Annotated in this window: 16 protein-coding genes; 6 read left to right on the forward strand and 10 right to left on the reverse strand. The window is 35.3% G+C overall.

What is annotated here, in order from left to right; genetic code table 11:
• Positions 1–111 precede the first annotated feature (111 nt).
• On the reverse strand, positions 112–2,703 hold the full coding sequence (locus VCM39_RS21410) for a glycoside hydrolase family 31 protein (RefSeq protein ID WP_322933388.1): 2,592 nt from the start codon (positions 2,701–2,703) through the stop codon (positions 112–114).
• 432 nt (positions 2,704–3,135) lie between these two features.
• On the opposite strand from VCM39_RS21410, the gene VCM39_RS21415 reads away from it, so the two are divergent.
• Genes VCM39_RS21415 through VCM39_RS21440 form a run of 6 tightly spaced genes read left to right on the forward strand, consistent with a single transcriptional unit; the run spans position 3,136 to position 14,300 of the window.
• On the forward strand, positions 3,136–7,119 hold the full coding sequence (locus tag VCM39_RS21415; RefSeq protein ID WP_322933389.1) for a hypothetical protein: 3,984 nt from the start codon (positions 3,136–3,138) through the stop codon (positions 7,117–7,119).
• A gap of 54 nt (positions 7,120–7,173) precedes the next feature.
• Entirely contained in the window at positions 7,174–9,453 is a 2,280-nt protein-coding gene (locus VCM39_RS21420) for a GH92 family glycosyl hydrolase (RefSeq protein WP_322933390.1), read from the forward strand.
• Positions 9,443–10,348: a DUF4380 domain-containing protein gene (locus tag VCM39_RS21425; RefSeq protein ID WP_322933391.1), complete on the forward strand. Its 906-nt coding sequence runs from the start codon at positions 9,443–9,445 to the stop codon at positions 10,346–10,348. The genes VCM39_RS21420 and VCM39_RS21425 overlap by 11 nt, the downstream gene beginning before the upstream one ends.
• 28 nt (positions 10,349–10,376) lie before the next feature.
• Positions 10,377–11,798, forward strand: coding sequence for a glycoside hydrolase family 28 protein (locus tag VCM39_RS21430; protein ID WP_221648497.1), 1,422 nt, complete (start codon positions 10,377–10,379; stop codon positions 11,796–11,798).
• A 39-nt stretch (positions 11,799–11,837) separates the two neighbouring features.
• Positions 11,838–12,611, forward strand: a complete 774-nt coding sequence (locus tag VCM39_RS21435; RefSeq protein ID WP_322933392.1) for a GDSL-type esterase/lipase family protein — start codon at positions 11,838–11,840, stop codon at positions 12,609–12,611.
• A gap of 51 nt (positions 12,612–12,662) precedes the next feature.
• The gene (locus VCM39_RS21440) at positions 12,663–14,300 is read left to right on the forward strand and encodes a hypothetical protein (protein WP_322933393.1); all 1,638 of its coding nucleotides are present in this window, start codon (positions 12,663–12,665) and stop codon (positions 14,298–14,300) included.
• Positions 14,301–15,072: 772 nt separating this feature from the next.
• Here VCM39_RS21440 and VCM39_RS21445 read toward each other — a convergent pair.
• The 9 genes from VCM39_RS21445 to VCM39_RS21485 form a co-directional block, all read right to left on the reverse strand.
• Entirely contained in the window at positions 15,073–15,351 is a 279-nt protein-coding gene (locus VCM39_RS21445) for a hypothetical protein (RefSeq protein WP_322933394.1), read from the reverse strand.
• 845 nt (positions 15,352–16,196) lie between these two features.
• Positions 16,197–16,658, reverse strand: coding sequence for a hypothetical protein (locus VCM39_RS21450; protein ID WP_322933395.1), 462 nt, complete (start codon positions 16,656–16,658; stop codon positions 16,197–16,199).
• A 117-nt stretch (positions 16,659–16,775) separates the two neighbouring features.
• Positions 16,776–17,261, reverse strand: coding sequence for a hypothetical protein (locus VCM39_RS21455; protein WP_322933396.1), 486 nt, complete (start codon positions 17,259–17,261; stop codon positions 16,776–16,778).
• Between the two features lie 25 nt (positions 17,262–17,286).
• The gene (locus VCM39_RS21460; RefSeq protein WP_413544815.1) at positions 17,287–17,475 is read right to left on the reverse strand and encodes a hypothetical protein; all 189 of its coding nucleotides are present in this window, start codon (positions 17,473–17,475) and stop codon (positions 17,287–17,289) included.
• Between the two features lie 39 nt (positions 17,476–17,514).
• Entirely contained in the window at positions 17,515–17,979 is a 465-nt protein-coding gene (locus VCM39_RS21465; RefSeq protein WP_322933398.1) for a hypothetical protein, read from the reverse strand.
• A 107-nt stretch (positions 17,980–18,086) separates the two neighbouring features.
• Entirely contained in the window at positions 18,087–18,560 is a 474-nt protein-coding gene (locus VCM39_RS21470; RefSeq protein WP_025866563.1) for a hypothetical protein, read from the reverse strand.
• A 359-nt stretch (positions 18,561–18,919) separates the two neighbouring features.
• Positions 18,920–19,213, reverse strand: a complete 294-nt coding sequence (locus tag VCM39_RS21475) for a hypothetical protein (protein WP_322934260.1) — start codon at positions 19,211–19,213, stop codon at positions 18,920–18,922.
• 148 nt (positions 19,214–19,361) lie between these two features.
• Positions 19,362–19,778, reverse strand: a complete 417-nt coding sequence (locus tag VCM39_RS21480) for a hypothetical protein (RefSeq protein ID WP_322934261.1) — start codon at positions 19,776–19,778, stop codon at positions 19,362–19,364.
• Positions 19,779–19,789: 11 nt separating this feature from the next.
• On the reverse strand, positions 19,790–20,254 hold the full coding sequence (locus tag VCM39_RS21485) for a hypothetical protein (protein ID WP_413544816.1): 465 nt from the start codon (positions 20,252–20,254) through the stop codon (positions 19,790–19,792).
• Between the last annotated feature and the right edge of the window lie 2 nt (positions 20,255–20,256).

Here is a 20,256-nt window from a genome sequence, read left to right on the forward strand (position 1 = left end):
AGAAATCTTATTTTTTTCAAAGATAATTGTTTTTCGAGTTCCAAACAACAAACAAGCCAAATAAATGCGACTGCATCTATTTCATTAAATTACAAACCGCCCCGGAATTTATTATTCATTCAACAGCGTATTTAACTGCTTATAAGCTTCGCCAATATTTTCTTCAAACGATTGGATATGTTCATAAAACTTCTCAGGTTCATACTGTATTATCAGATTGGTCGATTCACAGAGACCTATAATATCCGTCGTTTCCCAACGTGCATTTTTATATTTCATCTTTGTCACTGACTTCCCAAATTCCCTGAATTGTTTGACAAACCCTCTATTTACATCTGTTTCCTTTTGCTTATTATAAAAAACACTTACACATTGTACATTATTACAATTGGTTAGGGGAAGATAAATTTCTACTGATAAGTCTTTCCCGACATAAGCCCAGGTATTTTCCTGAGGAGTTAATGAGTAATTGATTTCATGCCCGTTGATTAATATTTTTTCGGGCATCTCCACCCCATAAAGTTTGATTGTATATTTCTTATTTGCAGGCATACCTTTATATTCACCTTGCCGCGGATAAATGGTGAGGGTCTGGATTCTGTCATTATACGTTGATCTTATTTCTGTTTTAGAAAATGATTTATCGTAATCCTTGCTATCACCTGCATCTTCATAAATAAAGCATTCGTCGTTAGAATGGGCAAAAACTCCAAGCATCATATTTTCCGGCTCAACCGATAAATTTTTAGCGCCAACATACATCGGAATAATAGCTCCGGCTTTGATATAAATAGGATATTCTTCTATTGTGAACTCACGGGAAACCTCTTGTCCACCCGAAAGCATTGTTCCGGTATGCCATTCGAACCAGTTATCACCCTCCGGTAACCAAACCCTTACATTAGATTTACCGTCAATCATAGCTTCACCTATAGGAGCTACTAAAATATCGTCACCAAACATATACTGAGTCTTATACCGATACGAATTTTCATGACGGGGATAATCGTAATACATCGGACGGCACAAAGATATACCTTCATCATAGTTTTTTCTCGCCATTGTATAAATATAGGGTACCAGCTGATACCTTAAATGAATACTGGCCAGTAATGCATCGAAATATTCACCTCTGAAATTCCATAATTCCTTATTAAGAACAGAATTCTTCGTAGAATGTGTTCTAAAAATAGGACTTAGGGCACCATATTGCATCCAACGGGTAAAAAGTTCCGGCTCCAGATAGTTGTTTCCTGCTGTTTTATGATCGTTGTCCGTTCTGAATGTATGCCCTCCTATATCATGACTCCAATAACCATACAATACATTTGATGCCGAATTTGTGAAATAGGGTTGATAAGCTAACGATTTCCAAGAAATGATAGCATCTCCCGAAAATCCGATCTGATAACGATGATTGCCCAACCCTCCCCAGCGATGATATATCAACGGACGTTTTTCGGAATTTCGTTCCATATCCGAAAAAAACACATAATTAATCCACCACGTATTATTCAATGTCTTTATTTTCTTATCATATATCCACTGCTGCCAGTCTATCCACCAGAAATCAACGCCTTCCTTTTCCATTGGATGCAACACTACATCAAACAAGGTTTTCATAAATTCCTTATTTGAACCTTCGAAAGAAATATTTCTATTTAGCGAAATATCAAATTTCATTTTTTTTGCAAATTCTTTATATGGAGCCTCGTAAGGGGCAATCCCAGATGCAGGATGAAGATTCAAAGTTGTTTGCAGGTTCTTACTTTTTACCCATGATAAAAAATTACCAGGGTTGGGAAATAATCGTTTGTTCCATGTCCATCCGGTCCAATGTGCTCTTTCCCCAAACTCATCTTTAGGAGCAATATAAAGACTATCTGTATAATGCCAATTCATATCAACTACCAATACATCCAAAGGGATGTCATATTTCTCAAAATTATGAACCAATTCCCTCATCTCATTATCAGAGTAACTCCAAAAACGAGACCACCAATACCCAAAAGCATAACGGGGAGGAAGTGGTACTTTACCTGCAATAAGACTATAATCGTACAAAACAGATTTATAATTTTTCCCATATCCAAAGAAATACCAGTCCTGGCTGTTCTTTCGTTCCCTTTCTTTTACCCATGCCCAATCGCTATCATCAAACAAAAGTGATTGCGAATCATCAATAATAGTCCAGCCATCAGTCGCCAGCAAACCATCTTCCAGTTGCAGTTTATTACTGCCTTCCGGCGAATGAATATGGGTTTCACCATCATGAGCATCCAAAGTACGCGAGGTCCCTTTCAAATTATTTTTTTGCTTCATTCCCGGTTTCCATAAGAAGGCATCAATCTTATCCAGATATTTTATCTGCACATTTTTATCTGTGAATTTTCCAGAATTGATTTTATATTTCAACTCCAATTTGTCTGTCGTGATGATAAGCCATCCACCTTTCTCTTTTTTAGTATACTGCGGTACTGGCAGATTCCGGTTTATAAAAATAAAAGAAGCATCATCGTTAAAATGAGACAGACTATCCCACTCCATTCGGATGGTACCCGATGTTAGTATAGTAAAACGAACTTCATTGGAAATAACAATGGCATCGGGTGCAGCAAAACCAGCATGTTTTGCATGTGTAACATTTACTAATAGTATTAAAAATAATACCAAATTCAATTTGACTCCCAAAAACTTACTCATAATTTATTATTTATTGTGATTGATACTTAACAGACTGGCTTATTCTTCTCTTCATCTGAAAAAGATTTTTTTTATCATAGTATAACTGGATTTGTCTAATCCTCATCTAAACATGGTATTTATATTTTATCTGCCTAACTTATAAGGTAGGCACGATAGCAAAGTCAGCCAAGCATCTTTTATATGAAAGATCAGCGCAAATATATGTTTTTTTTTCGTGCAAAAAGTGTCAAACGACATAATTTTACAAGGCTGATCAATTTGTTATCCACACGTAACACACTATTATTCAACATCATAAAATTATTGTTCACATTTTGCCTCCTTTTTGTATATACTTTATATTTGTTTTATTTAAGCCGAAAAACAATTAAACACCTAAATTTGTAACAAATTCAATTTTTCAGCATATCTTTTAATAATATAATACCGATGAAACACTTCTTTTCTATTGTTACTTTTATATTGATATTTATATCGGCCCATGCCTCCAGTGGCAATACCCTCTTATTTAAAGAGGGTAAAGCAACAATCATAGTCGAAGACCATCTGTCTCATCCTCTGTATTGGTGGCCAACGACCTTGTTGACCTATGAAATTATTTTTGACAGCCGTATTTCCAAAACGGAACTGGTGTTAATCAACGAGGAAACCAACAATCGAATTCCTTTTCAATTATCAGATATCGAAACACTCGAATCAGGAAGTATAAAAGCCCAGTTACATTTTATGACCGACTTGCCCTCAGGGAAAAAACATGCATTCGCACTACAAAAAGGAATACCTCAAACTACCAACAACATAAATATTGAGAAAAAAGGAAATTACTATCAGGTTACCACGAATAAGTTCTCTGTTATGATACCAGCTTCACAAAATGGAGCAAATATATCTGGTCCGATTTATAGCATATCTAAAGATAAGCAAGAATGGATCGGAAAATCGTTTTTCAATATCAAGCAACACTCGGATATAAAACTCGAAACAAAAATAATTTCATCCGGCGATTTGTTTACCGAGTTTGAACTTCAATACACTTTTTCTTCAGGCGAAAAGTACAAAACATATGTAAAATGTGTGCATAACTACGACTTCATAGAACTAAAAGAAGAAATGAGCGGTTTCTCCGAAACGAATCATTACTCGTTCAATATGGAGTGGAGTAATTTTTCACCTACCCATCGGCAAGCTCCTAACCATCCTTATGGTGGTCCCAAAGTAAATGCACTGGGATTTGAGAGATATGACTGGGAAAAAATCGACCTGACCAGGCTAAACTCACACCATGGAATTACAGAGTCGGTATCCAACGATGGAAAAATGCCATTTGAAGTAGGGATTTTCGGAAACTGGCCTGCCGAAACCAACGTCACATCATCCGTATTCTGGGACGAAAAAGACAACCAATCCGTCGGGTTGTTCGTAAAAGACCTGGAAGGTTGGAACAGCTATAAATATCCGATATGGATAGATACACAAGAATTAAGCATAAAATTATACTACAACAATTCTTTATTAAGATGGTCTTATCCATTGGTTAACGGAACACGTACTTCTGCTTTGAGTTTTTATCCGCATCAAAAGGATATCGATCACATGAATAACCTGGAAAAACTTACGCAGCCAATATCAAATCCCGACGGAACACATTATAAAGTGGCAATGGGACAGCAATCGTATAACTCATTCCTACAAAATAGATATAGTACATTAGATCTGAACGTAGTAAAAAACTGGTGTTTGACTTATCCGGATTCACTTCCTGTACAAGAAGTTATTTTTGAAAACGATAAGAACATGACACCTAAAGAATTCGAGCAACGGTTTTTCTACGGACATTTTTCGAACGAATTGCCAATGAGTGGACCTTGTCAGAATAGTGGATATGGGCCTACATCTTCACGTCTGTTTTACGAGGAATATGTGTGTATGATGAATGCACTTATGCCACAAATGAGCCAGGATCAAAGGAAACGAATGATCGCCATGTTCTTAGTACATGCCTACATTGCAGCCGGTGAAGAATATATGCCGATGAAACACATGCTAAGCGGACATCCGAATTTCCTAAGTGATGTAAAATCCGTTCCGGCATTCGCATCATACCTGTTTCCCGCACATCCGAAGGCTTCAGAATGGGCGGATATGTTCGAGAAATATATCGATCTGAACACCCAACATCACGTACGTCCCGATGTGAAAGAATGGAATGCTATCGGAGGTAGATGGACGGAAAATATAAGTACCTATCTTTGGGCAAATTTAAGACCCTCTTTACGTGCTAATTACCTCATGCAGCATTATCTGGATGGAAAAAAGCGGATGGCAAATAAAGAGATGGCCATGGTAGGTTCTTTTGTCCTCAATTCGCTTTCGGCTCCTTTCAATGGCGAATCACTGGACTTCTATAAAAACGAGCAAGGACGATTAGACGGTATGCTATATTGGGGAGTTGTGACTCCCGAAATGGCACCATCCAGAATATTTCCCCCACAGGGTGCACATGCTATCAGAAGGCAGCCACCAAACGGATATTGGCTTTTAGGAAAAGAGCTGGAAAACTATGATCCGCTGTTATCTGAAAACATACGGTATGTTTCCCGTCCCGAAGACGAGGACACAGAAATTTATAGCAGGGAAGCCAATTCTTTCAGGCTTATGTATCCACTTGACACAAAAGATACCGGTACACCGCCCATATTAGAAAGTACCAAAATAACCGGATATGGGATTGTGCTACGTGCCGGAGTGAATACAGATGATGAATTATCCATTCATTTAGGGCAATTGGATAATGGGCCTAACTATCGTTGGGGAATTGTAGGAGAAGGCGGTTGCGGTACAATCTATTTTTACGCTAACGGTAAATCGTACAGTAACAACGATAAGGAAGACATTGGCGACCGGCGTTTACAGGATACCGATATGTCGACAGGTTTTGGAGTGTTCAAAGATGAACGCTTCAAGGCAATAGGCAGAAATGAACTGACACGTCCGATGTACAACCTTGGTGTTGGACAATTTGCCGAAATCACCGCATCGCAGGATAGCAAGTATTCGTGGCCGGAGTATCAAAGCCGCAGTATCATGCTGTTGGGCAGCGATTACTTCCTCATTTATGACGATGTATATAATCAGAACATAGCAAGCCGCTTTAGTTGGTTTACGCATTTGGAAGATGATTTTCCTGAATTGCAAAACATAAAAGGCGGAGGCCCCGGATACGTTTTCTGGGATACTAATCCGGATGTTATAAAACTGACAGCAGTCAGAACAAAAGGAATCTGGTTTGACGGAACAGGAGATTTCCTGACATTCGTTTCCCACAAAAAAGGATACAAAAATACGGCAAAACCCTACGGATGTATTATCACTTCTCCCGAAGGAAATGAGGATTATATATTTCGGATCGATAAACCTATCGACGTAGATGAAAACAACATTATATTCTCGGGAACTGCGGGTTTTATACGGAATATACCGGGACAACAAGAAATGGCTATTTTTCACGGAAGCAAAATCGGAAACAGCCAATTTGAAATCAGACCACAAAGTACGGATGCAGGACTTAGTGCAGTATTCACAAGCCTGGATAATATTAAAGGAGAGTTTTACTCCATGGACGATGAAGAGGTTATCTTTTCCTGGACCTCTGCACCTGTTTCAGTATCTTTCTATATAGATGGTATCAAACAAAAGGCATTTATAAAAAATAACCAAATGACCGTTCGTTTCCCAAAAGGAAAACATATTTGGAATCTGACAAAAGGTCTACCCGATTTGGTTCAGCCACAAGTAAAATATACCTCAAATGAGAAAGGGTATGTTAAGTTTTCGGTATATCCAGTACAAAGCGCACAAAGTTATTGCTACGAATACAGTACCGACCAAGGCAAAACCTGGAAACTATATAAGGAACAAAAGGAAAATTCGATCCTTATAAAACCCACAGCAAACGAAAGAAAAGGTTATGTCCGTGTATATGCCTTAAACAAAGAGAATAGAAGTAAACCATCGGTAATATATCCGGTATATTTTACTTCAGAAAAACCGTACTTCCCCGATGGCTTAAAACTTAAAAAAGAAGACAAGCAATATACTCTGAATTGGGGAAAAGTGCTTGGATGCAATGAATACAGATTGTATAGAAGAAGTAAGAATGGCGAATACAAACTAATATACAAAGGTTCCGAAAGCCAATTTACAGACACTAATGTTGGAAAAGGTATTCTGGAGTATGCAGTTTCCGCTTTCAATGGAAACGGAGAAAGCAAATTATCGAATGCAGTAACCAGTGACAACCAGAGCTGGCTAAACTTTGTACCAATAAAGGAAAATAAGTTTCGAAGAAGTGTAACCATTGACGGAGGTACAGATCTACACGATAACAAAGTGTCGACTTACTACCCCGAATAAAGATAATCATCTATCAATTCTGAATAACGTCAATAACAATATATACCTAAAAATATGAGAAAATATACATTAATCCTGCTTGTAGCTGTACTTTTTGTAGGATGCAATTCATCAAAAGATAAAAAGGCATTTAAGGACGATATTTTAAATTATGTCAATCCGTTTATAGGAACAGCAGGGCATGGGCATACTTTTCCCGGAGCAACATCCCCCTTCGGGATGGTTCAGCTAAGTCCCGATACCGGATTGGAAGAATGGGACTGGTGTTCGGGATACCACTATTCCGACAATTCAATAATAGGATTTTCCCATACCCATTTATCGGGCACGGGACGTTCAGACCTTATGGATGTTATGCTGATGCCTTTTGTCGGGGATGTAAAACTACAGGCAGGAACAAAAGAAAATCCTGACTGGGGTTACCGTTCTCGTTTCTCACATGATGAAGAATGGGCCTCTCCCGGATATTACAAAGTCAATCTGAAAGACTATGATATAATGGCTGAACTGACAGTATCACCCCGTTGCGGTATTCATAGATATACATTCCCGGAAAATATAAATTCCCATATAATTCTTGACTTATCACATCATTTCTCTACCGATTCTGTCATTTATACATCATTAGAAGTTATAAACAATAACACAATTACCGGACAACGAAAAACAAAAGGATGGGGAGAGCCAGGCGAAAAATATTGGAGTAACCAACAATTATTTTTCGCTATGCAGGTATCAAAGCCTTTTCAATCTGCGAATGTTGTCACAGACGACATGATTATAGAAGATAAAAGAGCGGAAGGTAAAAATATAAAAGCGATCCTTAATTTCGAGACAAAACAAAATGAAAAAGTACTTATAAAAGTTGGCATATCGGCAGTCAGTATCGAAAATGCCCTTAAAAATCTATCTAACGAGATTCCTGATTGGAATTTCGATGAAGTATTGGCTAAAACACAAGCTGAATGGAGAAGTAAACTATCGACAATAGCCGTAAGTGCACCAGAGGAAACAAAAAACATATTTTATACAGCATTCTATCATTCACTTTTGGCTCCTTGTCTTTACAATGATGTGAATGGTGAGTATCTGGGTTCAGATAAAAAAGTTCATACGACCCAAGATTTTTCAAATTATACAGTAATGTCGTTATGGGATACTTTCCGGGCCCAGAATCCATTGCTTACACTAATAACACCCGATAAAACAAACGATATAATTAATTCCATGCTCGCGCAATACGACGAATATGGTTTATTGCCTGTGTGGTCGTTATGGTCGAGCGAAACAAACTGTATGATAGGCTATCATTCCATTCCTGTAATTGTAGATGCTTACTTTAAAGGAATCAGGGGTTATAACGTAGAAAAGGCCTATGAGGCAATGAAGGCTTCGGCTATGCAGGATGAATTTGGCGTCAAAGAATTAAAACAATACGGATATATCCCTTATGATAAATATAATAAGTCCGTATCTACTTCTTTAGAGTATTGTTACGATGACTGGTGTATAGCTCAAATTGCAAAAGATCTGAAAAGAAATGACGACTACGAATACTTTATGAAACGAGCTGCCACTTACAAAACCTATTTTGACAAAGAATATAAGTTAATGAATGGCTTCTCGTCAAAAGGGAAATTTCGCCGTCCGTTCGACCCGTTCTATTCATCTTATGGCGAGTGCGACTGGGTGGAAGGAAATTCGTGGCAATACTCCTTTTTTGTTCCACACGATGTAGAGGGATTAATCGCGCTACATGGTGATAAAAACACTTTTGCCGAAGCACTGGACAAATTATTCTCGGTACCTACCGATATGTCAGGACACGATGTGCCAATAGATATTACAGGGTTGATAGGGCAATATGCACATGGAAATGAGCCAAGCCACCATGTAGCCTATTTATATAATTATGCAGGACAGCCGCATAAAACCCAGGAAAAAGTTCACGAAATAATGACTACATTATACACTACTCAACCAGACGGTTTGTGCGGCAATGAAGACTGCGGACAAATGTCAGCCTGGTATGTATACAGTGCAATGGGCTTTTATCCGGTAAATCCTGCCGGAGGGGTATATGTTTTCGGAAAACCGATGCTCGATAAAGCGGATTTGAAAATCGGAGCCAACACCTTTACCATAGAAGCCCATAACCTGTCGAAGGAAAATATTTACATTCAATCAATAAAGCTAAACGGAGAAAAATATAACAAGTTGTATATCACGCATCAAGATATAGTAAAAGGAGGTAAACTCGAATTTGAGATGGGAGCACAACCTTCTACCAATGAATTTATATTAACCATACCAAACAGATGGGATGAACAGTAAGGCTACAAAATATATTGTCCTTTTAGTATTTTTGGTACCGGCTATCGCAAAAGGTCACAATAACCATACCATAAGGTGTACAGAAAATGTATACACCTTATCATTAGGAGATTTGTCATTCAGCGTATCAGCTGAAACCGGAGGACGTATCGTCTCATTCCGAAGGGGAGAAAGCGAATTACTGACAACGGATGCTGTAAATCCTGTTTATTATGGAGCTACTTTCTGGCTTTCACCCCAGGCTAATTATTGGCCTCCTTGTCCGGCCATAGACAAATTACCCTATGAAGTCCGGATCGATGAGGAAAAGTTATCTATGACAAGCCAGATTGACAATACAAATATTTGTATTACAAAAGAATTTTCAATCTCGGTAGCCGATACTTCCATATATATCAACTATAAAATAAAAAACACATCGGATAAAATACGAAAATTGGCTCCCTGGGATGTTTCGCGTGTATCAGGAGGATTAAGCTTCTTTCCGATTGGAGAAAAAGACGACCAAATAAATAAACCGGGAATACCGACAACCTATATCGAAAATGGTATTTTATGGTTTCCTTTCGTTAAGGAAGAAAATATGCCGGCACAAAAGCTGTTTAGTACAGCTAAAGAAGGATGGATGGCCCATTATTATAAAAATATACTTTTTGTAAAATGTTTCCCCGATATTCAGGTTAAGGATACCCCACCCGGGCAAGGTGAAGTAGAGTTTTTTATAGCTCCGGACGGGAAATACATCGAACTCGAAAATCATGGAGAATATATTTCACTTGCTCCAAATCAAAGTATAGAGTATAACCAGAAATGGTTTTTAATACCTACCGGATATGGAAAGACCAAAGAGGACCTGCTTTTTATCATCAGGAACTTAAATAAAGAAATAAAGTAAAACGAATAACCATAATAAAAAGAATAACATGAAAACCAATAAAATCAGGAGATACTCCATTCTTTTTTTCTTGCTACCAGCTCTGTGTATTTCATATGCAAGTGTCCCCGCATCTCAAAAAAACACATATGATATCCGTAAATATGGGGCAAAAGGCGACGGAAAAACAATTAATACAAAAGCTATAAATGCAGCTATCGAAGATTGTTCCAGTAAAGGAGGGGGTACTGTATTAATTCCAAAAGGAAAATTTTTAAGTGGAACCATCCGTTTAAAAAGTAATATTACCCTTTACCTTGACGATGAAGCAGTATTGAAAGGAACCGATGTAGTCAGTGAATACGAGTCTTATATACCGTCCAAAGACTTGAGTAAGTACGACAGCGGCGAAGGTGGTGACAATGCAAACAGCTCTAAAGACGCTAACTGGAATAAAGTATTAATATTGGCATCAGGAATAAGTAACTTCTCGATAGAAGGTAACGGAACAGTTGATGGTAGCCATGTGTATGATCCCAATGGTGAAGAGAAAATGAGAGGTCCTCATACTATTATCATAGGCGAATCGAAGAACTTTTCAATAAATAATATCACCGTTAACTGTGCTGCAAACTATGCCCTTATGGCATACGAAATACAAAATGCAGTATTCCACAACCTCGAGATGAATGAAGGTTGGGACGGTATCCATATACGGGGTGGCAAAAATATAATTATACGTAATTGTAAGTTTCAGACAGGAGATGATGCCATTGCCGGAGGATTTTGGGAGAATATGGTTATTACCGACTGTTATTTAAATACTTCCTGCAATGGAATTCGTATGATTATGCCAGCTACAGGCCTTACTATATCCAATTGTACATTTCAGGGACCCGGAAAATATCCACACCGCACATCAAAAGAGTTAAGGCGTACAAATATGCTTTCAGCTATTCTGCTACAACCCGGAGGATGGGGAAAAGCAAGCGGCAAAATAGAGGATGTACATATCCACGATATAACGATCGACAATGTAAACAATCCTTTTATGTTTATACTGAACGAAGGTAATGATGCAAACAATATCATTACTGAACGGGTAAAAGCGACCAGAATAAACAAATACGCTTCTTCTATCGAAAGCTGGAGAGGTGGAATCTTCGACAATGTGACCTTTCGCGATATATCGATAGACTATGTAGGCAGCGACAATCCGGCATTAAAAAACATTGAAATCCAACAGCCTGAAGTTGATGCACGGGCATTGCCTTGCTGGGGATGGTTTATTAATAATGTACGTAACATCACATTTGAGAATGTAAATTTAACGTATCAGGGAAATGAGATTCGTCCGGCTTTCTGGTTCGACAATGTGGCCAATCCAACATTCATAAATGTAACATATAAGGAAGAACCAAATAACAATTCTATCGTATCAATAAGGAGCGGAGCGATAACAAAGAAATAAAAATCCATACAGAGTCTATAATCTTATAACAGGGTAATAATGAAACAAAACAGCCTTGCATTTTTATTCTTAATGTTTACAGTCAATTTATTGGCTCAAACTTCTGATATAAAAATTAATATTGTTTTCATAGGAAACAGTATTACTTACGGAGCCAACCTGATAAACCCCGGATCAGAAGCTCCTCCAGTAAAGACTGTAAATAAATTGCAGATTGACGGCTACAAAGTCGGCTATGCAAATTGTGCCTGCAGTGGAAAAACAACCGTTGATTTTCTTCCTGAGTCAAAAACATTGTATCAAACGGTAATTCAGGCAGCCGATACATTATATAGAGAAGATAGAAATCTGCTTATATTCTCTATTATGCTCGGGACAAATGATAGTGCGATAAAAGGAACTAATGGCGCACCAGTCTCCCCAGAAAAATACAAGGAAAATCTGAGAGTAATCATAGATAGTCTACATAATCGTTACCCGGGAAGCTACTTCGTACTGCATCGTCCATTGTGGTATAGTCCCAATACGCATAATGCTGCAACTTATCTCGAAGAAGGCCTCAACCGTTTACAAACCTATACTCCGGTCCTCGATGCCCTGGCAAAAGAAAAAGCATATATACTGACAGGAGACCGCGATGGTTACAACCTTTTTAAAAGAAAGGCAACGAAGTATTTTGTTGCCGAGAATGGCAACTCCGGTACGTTCTATCTCCATCCAAATGCTGTAGGAGCTAAAATATTAGGAGAATTATGGGCTAAAAATATTAGTAGACATTTGAAGAAGGAGTTACCAAAGAAGATTAAACTCTAAATCAAACAGGAAAATTTATTATTCATACAAAAAATTAATACGAATATTAATATGAAAAAATTCGTTTTATTCAGTTTATTACTGGTTTTTCCCGCATCTTTTTGTCTGGCACAAAATTATTACGAAAACACTCGTAATCAATGGCTTCAAAAAGCAGAACAATATAAACCAAAACTTATAATCACAGAAAAAAGGCCTTTGAAAGTAGTTAATATCATTCCCGACAATCATTCGTTTCAGAAATGGAAAGTATTGAATGTTAATCCGATCGACTCCTTATACAACACACCTTTCAGAGAAAAGAAAGAAGTTATTATTGATTTCGGAGAACACATGACCGGAAACTTCAGCTTCTCCGTCAGGTCCACAGGACTGGCTGCCGACGGGCCTCTGAAATTTAAATTAACATTCGGAGAGGTTCCGGCAGAAGTATCCGTCCCTTTCGATCCTTATCCCGGAATATTGAGCAGGGGATGGCTTCAGGATGAAATCGTTCCGGTAATGTACGTTCCTGAAACGGTAAATATTTCACGCCGGCTTTCTTTCCGGTATGTAAAAATAGAATTATTAGGCAGTTCTCCTTACTATGATTTCAATATTTACGATATAAAATGTCTTGCCCGGACTTCAGCAAAGAACAAACCGGAAAGCCTACCTCTCTCTGTAGATCCAATGATAAGAAAAATAGATGAAGTTAGTTTAAATACACTAAAAGAATGTATGCAAACGGTTTATGAAGATGGTCCCAAAAGAGATCAACGCCTTTGGATCGGCGATTTATATCTGGAGGCGTTGGGAAATAACTATTCGTTCAAACAACATGATTTGACCAAACGGTGTCTATATCTATTAGCCGGATTAAGTGATATGAATGGATACCTATTAGCTACAATAATCGAAAATCCTGTACCACGGGCACAGGACAAACAGTTTCTTTACGAATATGCCTTACTCTATAATGCAAGCTTAAAAGACTATCTGGAAGCAACAAATGATAAAGAAACAGCCGAGGATTTATGGCCAGTGGCCAAAAGACAATTAGATATTGTCCGCACATATGTCAAATCAGATGGTTTAATGGACTTTGAAAAGCTAAATGAAGAGTGGTGGGTATTCTTCGACTGGAAAGAAGATTTATACAAGGAAGTGGCAACACAAGGCATAGCTGTATTTGCACTCAGAGAGTCTTACAAACTGGCACAATTACTCGGCAAGGAAAAAGAAGTAGCAGATATTCCGGCTTTAGCCGATAAAATGACAAAAGCTGCACGTAAAAACCTGTACGACAAAAAGGCAGGAGTGTTTGTGGGTCTTGGAGACAAACAGATTTCTTATGCCTCACAGATATGGATGATATTAAGCGGAATTGCCACAAAAGCAGAAGGTAAAAAAGCACTTGCAGCCCTGAATACCATACCTGGAGTTTGTTATCCGGGAACTCCTTATATGTATCATTATTACATTCAATCACTAATCAATTGCGGCATGAACAATGAAGCAAAAGACGCTTTGATCAAATACTGGGGAGGAATGATAAACAAAGGTGCAGACACATTCTGGGAAGCATACGATCCGGATAATGATTTTATTTCACCTTACGATTTTTACCCTCTTAATAGCTATTGCCATGCATGGAGTTGTACTCCGGTTTATTTTATAAGAAAGTACCCGGAAATATTTCAGAAATAAGATACCGCTTTAATGAATTATTGATAATAGGCTATAAAGTACCACTTTGTGAGTAATTCTAAAGCTTTATCATTTTCCAGGAAAAAGCCATCCTCAAATATGGGAATGGCTTTTTTAGTGAATTACTGAAAAAACAATCAAAAATATTCTTTTTAGCTTTCTCGTATAAACTTCCATTCATTAGGAATATTCAGTAAATAACCCTCTTTTGATAAATAGAATCTTCGTATACTCCTCTACTAAAATCAACTATTTATAAAGAATATATATCTAATAAAGATTCCATTTCCGACTTCATTTTCTATTTTCATAACATTTGATAATTGTTTCCGTTTATCATATTGATACCAATTGTTGTATTTTATAAATATTCAGTTTATTCCTCGGTGAGAAACGCCTCGTTTCTCGTAGAGTTTCGACCCAATCTCCGTAGAGAAACGAAGCGATTCTCGTAGAGGAAAAAACAACTCGTATAACATCTTGATTTACAGCAAATTAAAAATCTGCAAAAATGTTATATATTTTCAATACCCAAACAATCTGTTTATCTGTTTATTTAGTATTTATATGTATCCGAAATCACAACACACCTCAGGTCTTTTTGTATATACTCCCTGTCATAAAGTTATTGTTTGTGAATCAAACAGTAACTCAAACGCAATAATTCAATATAATTTTCGCCCGAACGTGCACACATGAAAAACAGTGTTTTCAAATAATGGTAAGGTTTACAGTAGTATTTATTAAGAATATTATGTATAAACTACAGATACTATTCATACCAAAGATCCATACGCCCTAAGCTGGAAGCCCTAATGTATATAATAACTCCCATAAGAAGTATAATCGCGATAACTCCACTTACAGCTAAAACGATTTTTCTTAGATCTACTTCCTTTAAATTCATATTTCTCTCCGCAACCTTTGTTCCAGTGATACGATCACCTATGCGTAGTCCCGAAGAAGTAAACAGTACAAAAAAGACTTCTAACAAATGTAGTGCATAAAAGTAATTACGTAAAACACATTTAACAGGGCTGGCTACTTTCATTGTTTTACTATCAAATACCTGAATATTAGCAATTCTTCTACCTATACTAAGACCATTATAGCAGTCTTTACATAATATTAAAACATATACTATAGATGATACAATGTAAGAAGTAATCCGAACATTACATAATCTTAAATCCCATAAATTAGATAAGTATTCAAATTTTATATAGAACTCACATTATTCAAAAGTTTTGGTCAAACTAAAACACAAACTTATTGAGTTAATTATTAATCATCTCTTTTCTAAACATTGATTTTATCTTTCCGACTTTATCAAACACAAATAAATATATATAACTTGTACTAAATGCTGCTATACGCATGTATTCATTTTCATTATTTTTATTTAGGTTACTTCTATATTCAAACAGTTCTGCGCATAAAATTGAATCATTTATAATTGGAGAAAAAAACAATATATTCTTTGAACATTTTACACTTTTATCGTTTAAAAATGTCAATTTAGAACAGAAATCAACATTTTGATATATTCCATATAACCGGGTCATTAAAGAGCGCTCATCTTCATCTTTTAGTTTTAGTTCCTTAAAAAACACAGCAACATTTATCCTAACAAGTGAATCTGAAATTATCAAACCTTTCCCCTTTATTTATAGAATCATTTATAATGTAATTGTAAGCTATTAAAAATTTAGTAGAATCCCGATCACAACTTGATTGCCCATTAATTACAGTACAAAAATAAAAACAACATAATATAAAAAAGAATATATTTTCATAGTGAACCTTTTATTTAAATCTTATGCATTTATCGCTAAATATCGTTCCAAATCTTGCATTCATCAAGCCTTGAGCTCCTCTAAATTTATGGAAGATAGTTTATATACCTACCCTTGAAAATCCACTTCTTTCACGATTCCAATATATCATTTTACTCTGCTCATCATATGATAGCTTTTTTAGTACAAGTACAATATCACTATTGAATTTTTTAGGAGGATCAATCACCAAATCAGAATAAATTACCAATGAGTCTCCTTGCGGTTTATAAAATAACTCTTCGGTAGTAAATTTATAATCCATGTCAGAATTGTACTTCCAACCTTTCTCTTGAGGATTATTTGTAGTTATCACTATAGCAGAATGTTGCCCTAATAAGCCCCATGTTTCGACAATAAAATATAATCTCATATTTAATGAAGAAAAATATATTTCAGAATATTTATACTTAGGATCTAATGAAGTAGACATGTCTTCAATTTTAGACCAATAATACCCACTATAAAAAACAATAATGGCTAATATTACACTTGCACAAATCTTTATAATTTTTGTTTTCATATTCATTTTATTGATTTTGCTCTTTCCCAACCAATTCTACTCATTCTGAAGTGATAATATTGCTCACCATAAATCGAAAATTTCCACCCCATAGAACAAACACAGCTTGAACACCAATCAATCATCATATATATAAACAGATATACTATTTGATTTTTCATTTTGTAAAATAACTGTGTTTTGTATATTTTTCACCTTTAATCCAACAATCTTTTTTACTCCATCTGAAGTTGATACAATCTTGTTATTATGTATATATACTATACTTGATTTGTCTATATCTAAATTCAAAGCATCAACTTTATCCATAATCATCTTATTTACAAAAAGATATCCGTTTTGTGCTTTCTTAGTATAGACATGTATTATTCTCTTTTGATGAACAGTATCAATAATCTGTGTATCTATATAAAACTCCGATTCTTTAATTTTAGCATAATATATACTATTAAAAATCTCAGGAACAAGTTTTTGATCTAAACAATCTATGTAAATATGTTGCTCATAACAATTGTATTTTTCATATTCCGTGAAACAATTTTGAGCATCAATATTACAAAAAAGTTTCAAAAAAAACAATATTAAGTAAATGCGTATTTTCATTAAATAATAGTTTTTGTTTTCATATCTAATTACTCAGTTTCCAAGTATCACCATTCCATTTATAAACTCCCTGTTCTAAATTTCGAAAGTCATTCAAAAAGAAATCTATTTGTTGTTTTTGAACATTTTGATAATCATTCCACCATTCTGTCATAACATCAATCTTACTATTTTTTCTCATAACTGTATATCCTAAATTATATTTACTATTCATCAACGATGAACTTTACTCCATTTACATTATAAATTTAAACTATTCTGTATAAAACGGATTAAAATTAGTCCATACCCCAAACTTAGACTGAGTACGAAAAGGAGTCATTTTGCTAAATACACCTGGAAAAACTTCTATTATCGAATTATACTCTACCAAAGCTTCTTCCCCCATACCTAATGTGTCTGCCCTAAAAAATTCAATATGGACGTATTGATTAGGAAAAAGAAAAACTTTATTTTCCTGATCAATATCCGCTTTTTTAGATGATATATTAATTTTATGAAACCCATATCTTAATTTCTCATTGAGCATAGTAGGGAAAAAAGGAGAACTATGCAAAGAATCATCGAGAACTAATTTATCATCAATTTTCAGTTGAACATCAATAACCATAGGAGAATAAGAATAATCTCCTACATAAATATTGGTACTAACTTTTATAGAAAAGAAAGATATGACTAAAAGAATCCCAAACAATATTATTACAATATTTTTCTTCATAAAAATTACCTCCTTCCATAAATATCTACCACCCTTCATGAACTATAGTTTAGAATAAAGAGTTATCTTTCTTCCTACACCTTATTCATATTGCAGAGCAAAATAAGTTATTGAGTATAAAATGGGTTAAATTTACTTTCTATTAAAAACTCAGGCTGACGATAACCTGGCATTTTCTTTATAAGTAATTTTTGTGAAACATCTACTGAATCATTCCCTTCTTTGAAAACTTTCTTTTTCAAGGTTAATATATCGGTTCCAGAAAATCCAACAAAAATGTACTGGTTAGGAAAAAGTAAAATTTTACTTTTTTGATTAATATCTGCTTTCTTAGACAACACATCAATTTTATGTACCCCATATCTTAACTTCTTACAGATTATGGTAGGGAAAAATGAAGAGCTACGCAAAGAGTCCTTAAAAATTAGCTTATCATCAATTTTTAGTTGAATATCAATGGGTGTGGAAGAACCAGAGTAGTTCCAAACATAAATATTGGTATTAACTCTCATAAAAAGGAGAACAAAAAAAGACACAATGAAAAGCCCCCCAAATAGTTTTATTACAATATTTTTCTTCATAAAATTACCTCTTCCTATATTTTGTATTCCAATTCAGTAAACTTGTTATAGTATATACAACACCTGTTTCAGAATCATGTACATAAGGATATGGCTCCTTCGCATATCTCTTCAAATAGTTTGGTCCACTATTTATTTTACTTCGCATATTCATCATTGTAGACCTTTGCCCTAATGTTACATTCATTCCACTTCTAATTGGTACCATTAAATTATTTAAACCTGTAGCGGTACCATGAGTTAGTCCTGCAGCATGTCCAAATTCATGTAGGGCAGTCTGAATATTATTTGAAAAAACGTATTAGAGAACCAATTATCATTTGTATAGTCGCTTGATGCTAAGTTTATAACTTTTCCCCCTAGCATGTTAACTGCTCTCTTGCACTCTGTCCATCAGCATCACGGAGAACAAATAAATGATCTGAATCCATAACATCATCCATTGAACTAACTGCATCTAATTGGACATCTGTTTGCAAAGTATAAGTTTGTCCTTCAAATTTAAATACTCCACTAAATACATCTGAAATACCAGAAGCAATATCCGAAGCAGCTCGATTTACGTTAATACCATCACTTGAACTATCAATAATCTTGCCTGTCACATACATTATAACTACATCTTTATCAATAGTATAAGATGCTATCTCCATTTAAATCAATCGCATTTATCGGATTATTCGCACAATACGCATAGGGAGAAATTGAATAAATGCGTATTTTCATCTGTAGTTAGTTCTTCTTTCATGTAAAATTTCCCTTTTCTTCTTTTATGTATATGTATTGCAAAACACTATTTTATTAAGCGATAAAAAGCATTGGAGATTTGTGAACACCTATATAAAAGTACTTTCTATATTTATCAGTGCTATCCAAGATATCTCCATAATACTCTACAGACACAAAAGTAACTAAAAATGTATTTAACTTTATCTCTTCAATAAACTCCCCATCTATTTTAACAGTTATTACATGATTACCTAATGTTGTTTTAACAGAATACTGTTTTACCAACTGAAATACACTTCTTATTTTATCATCTACAACTTTTATTCCATCTATAAAAATCTCTAATCGGGCAGGATCTGCCGGAGATTCATTAGTTATATAAAATACTAAATTTCCTTCATATTTAACTCTATAATACAATTGCTGTAAAATGCCACACACAAGTAATACTGAAAAAATAATCAAAAATATTCTCTTTAGCTTTCTCATATAAATTTAAATTATTCTGTATAAAACGGATTAAAATTAGTCCATACCCCAAAACTGGACCGAGTACGAGAAGGAATTCTTTTGCTAAATACACCCGGAAAAGTTTCTATTATCGAATTATACTCTGCCAAAGCTTCTTCCCCCATACCTAATGTGTCTGCCCTAAAAAATTCAATATGGACGTATTGATTAGGAAAAAGAAAAACTTTATTTTCCTGATCAATATCCGCTTTTTTAGATGATATATTAATTTTATGAAACCCATATCTTAATTTCTCATTGAGTATAGTAGGGAAAAAAGGAGAACTATGCAAAGAATCATCGAGAACTAATTTATCATCAATTTTCAGTTGAACATCAATAACCATAGGAGAATAAGAATAATCTCCTACATAAATATTGGTACTAACTTTTATAGAAAAGAAAAATATGACTAAAAGAACCCCAAACAATATTATTACAATATTTTTCTTCATAA

Origin of the sequence: Bacteroides mucinivorans, assembly GCF_034654355.2 — a bacterium.
GTDB lineage: Bacteria > Bacteroidota > Bacteroidia > Bacteroidales > Bacteroidaceae > Bacteroides > Bacteroides nordii.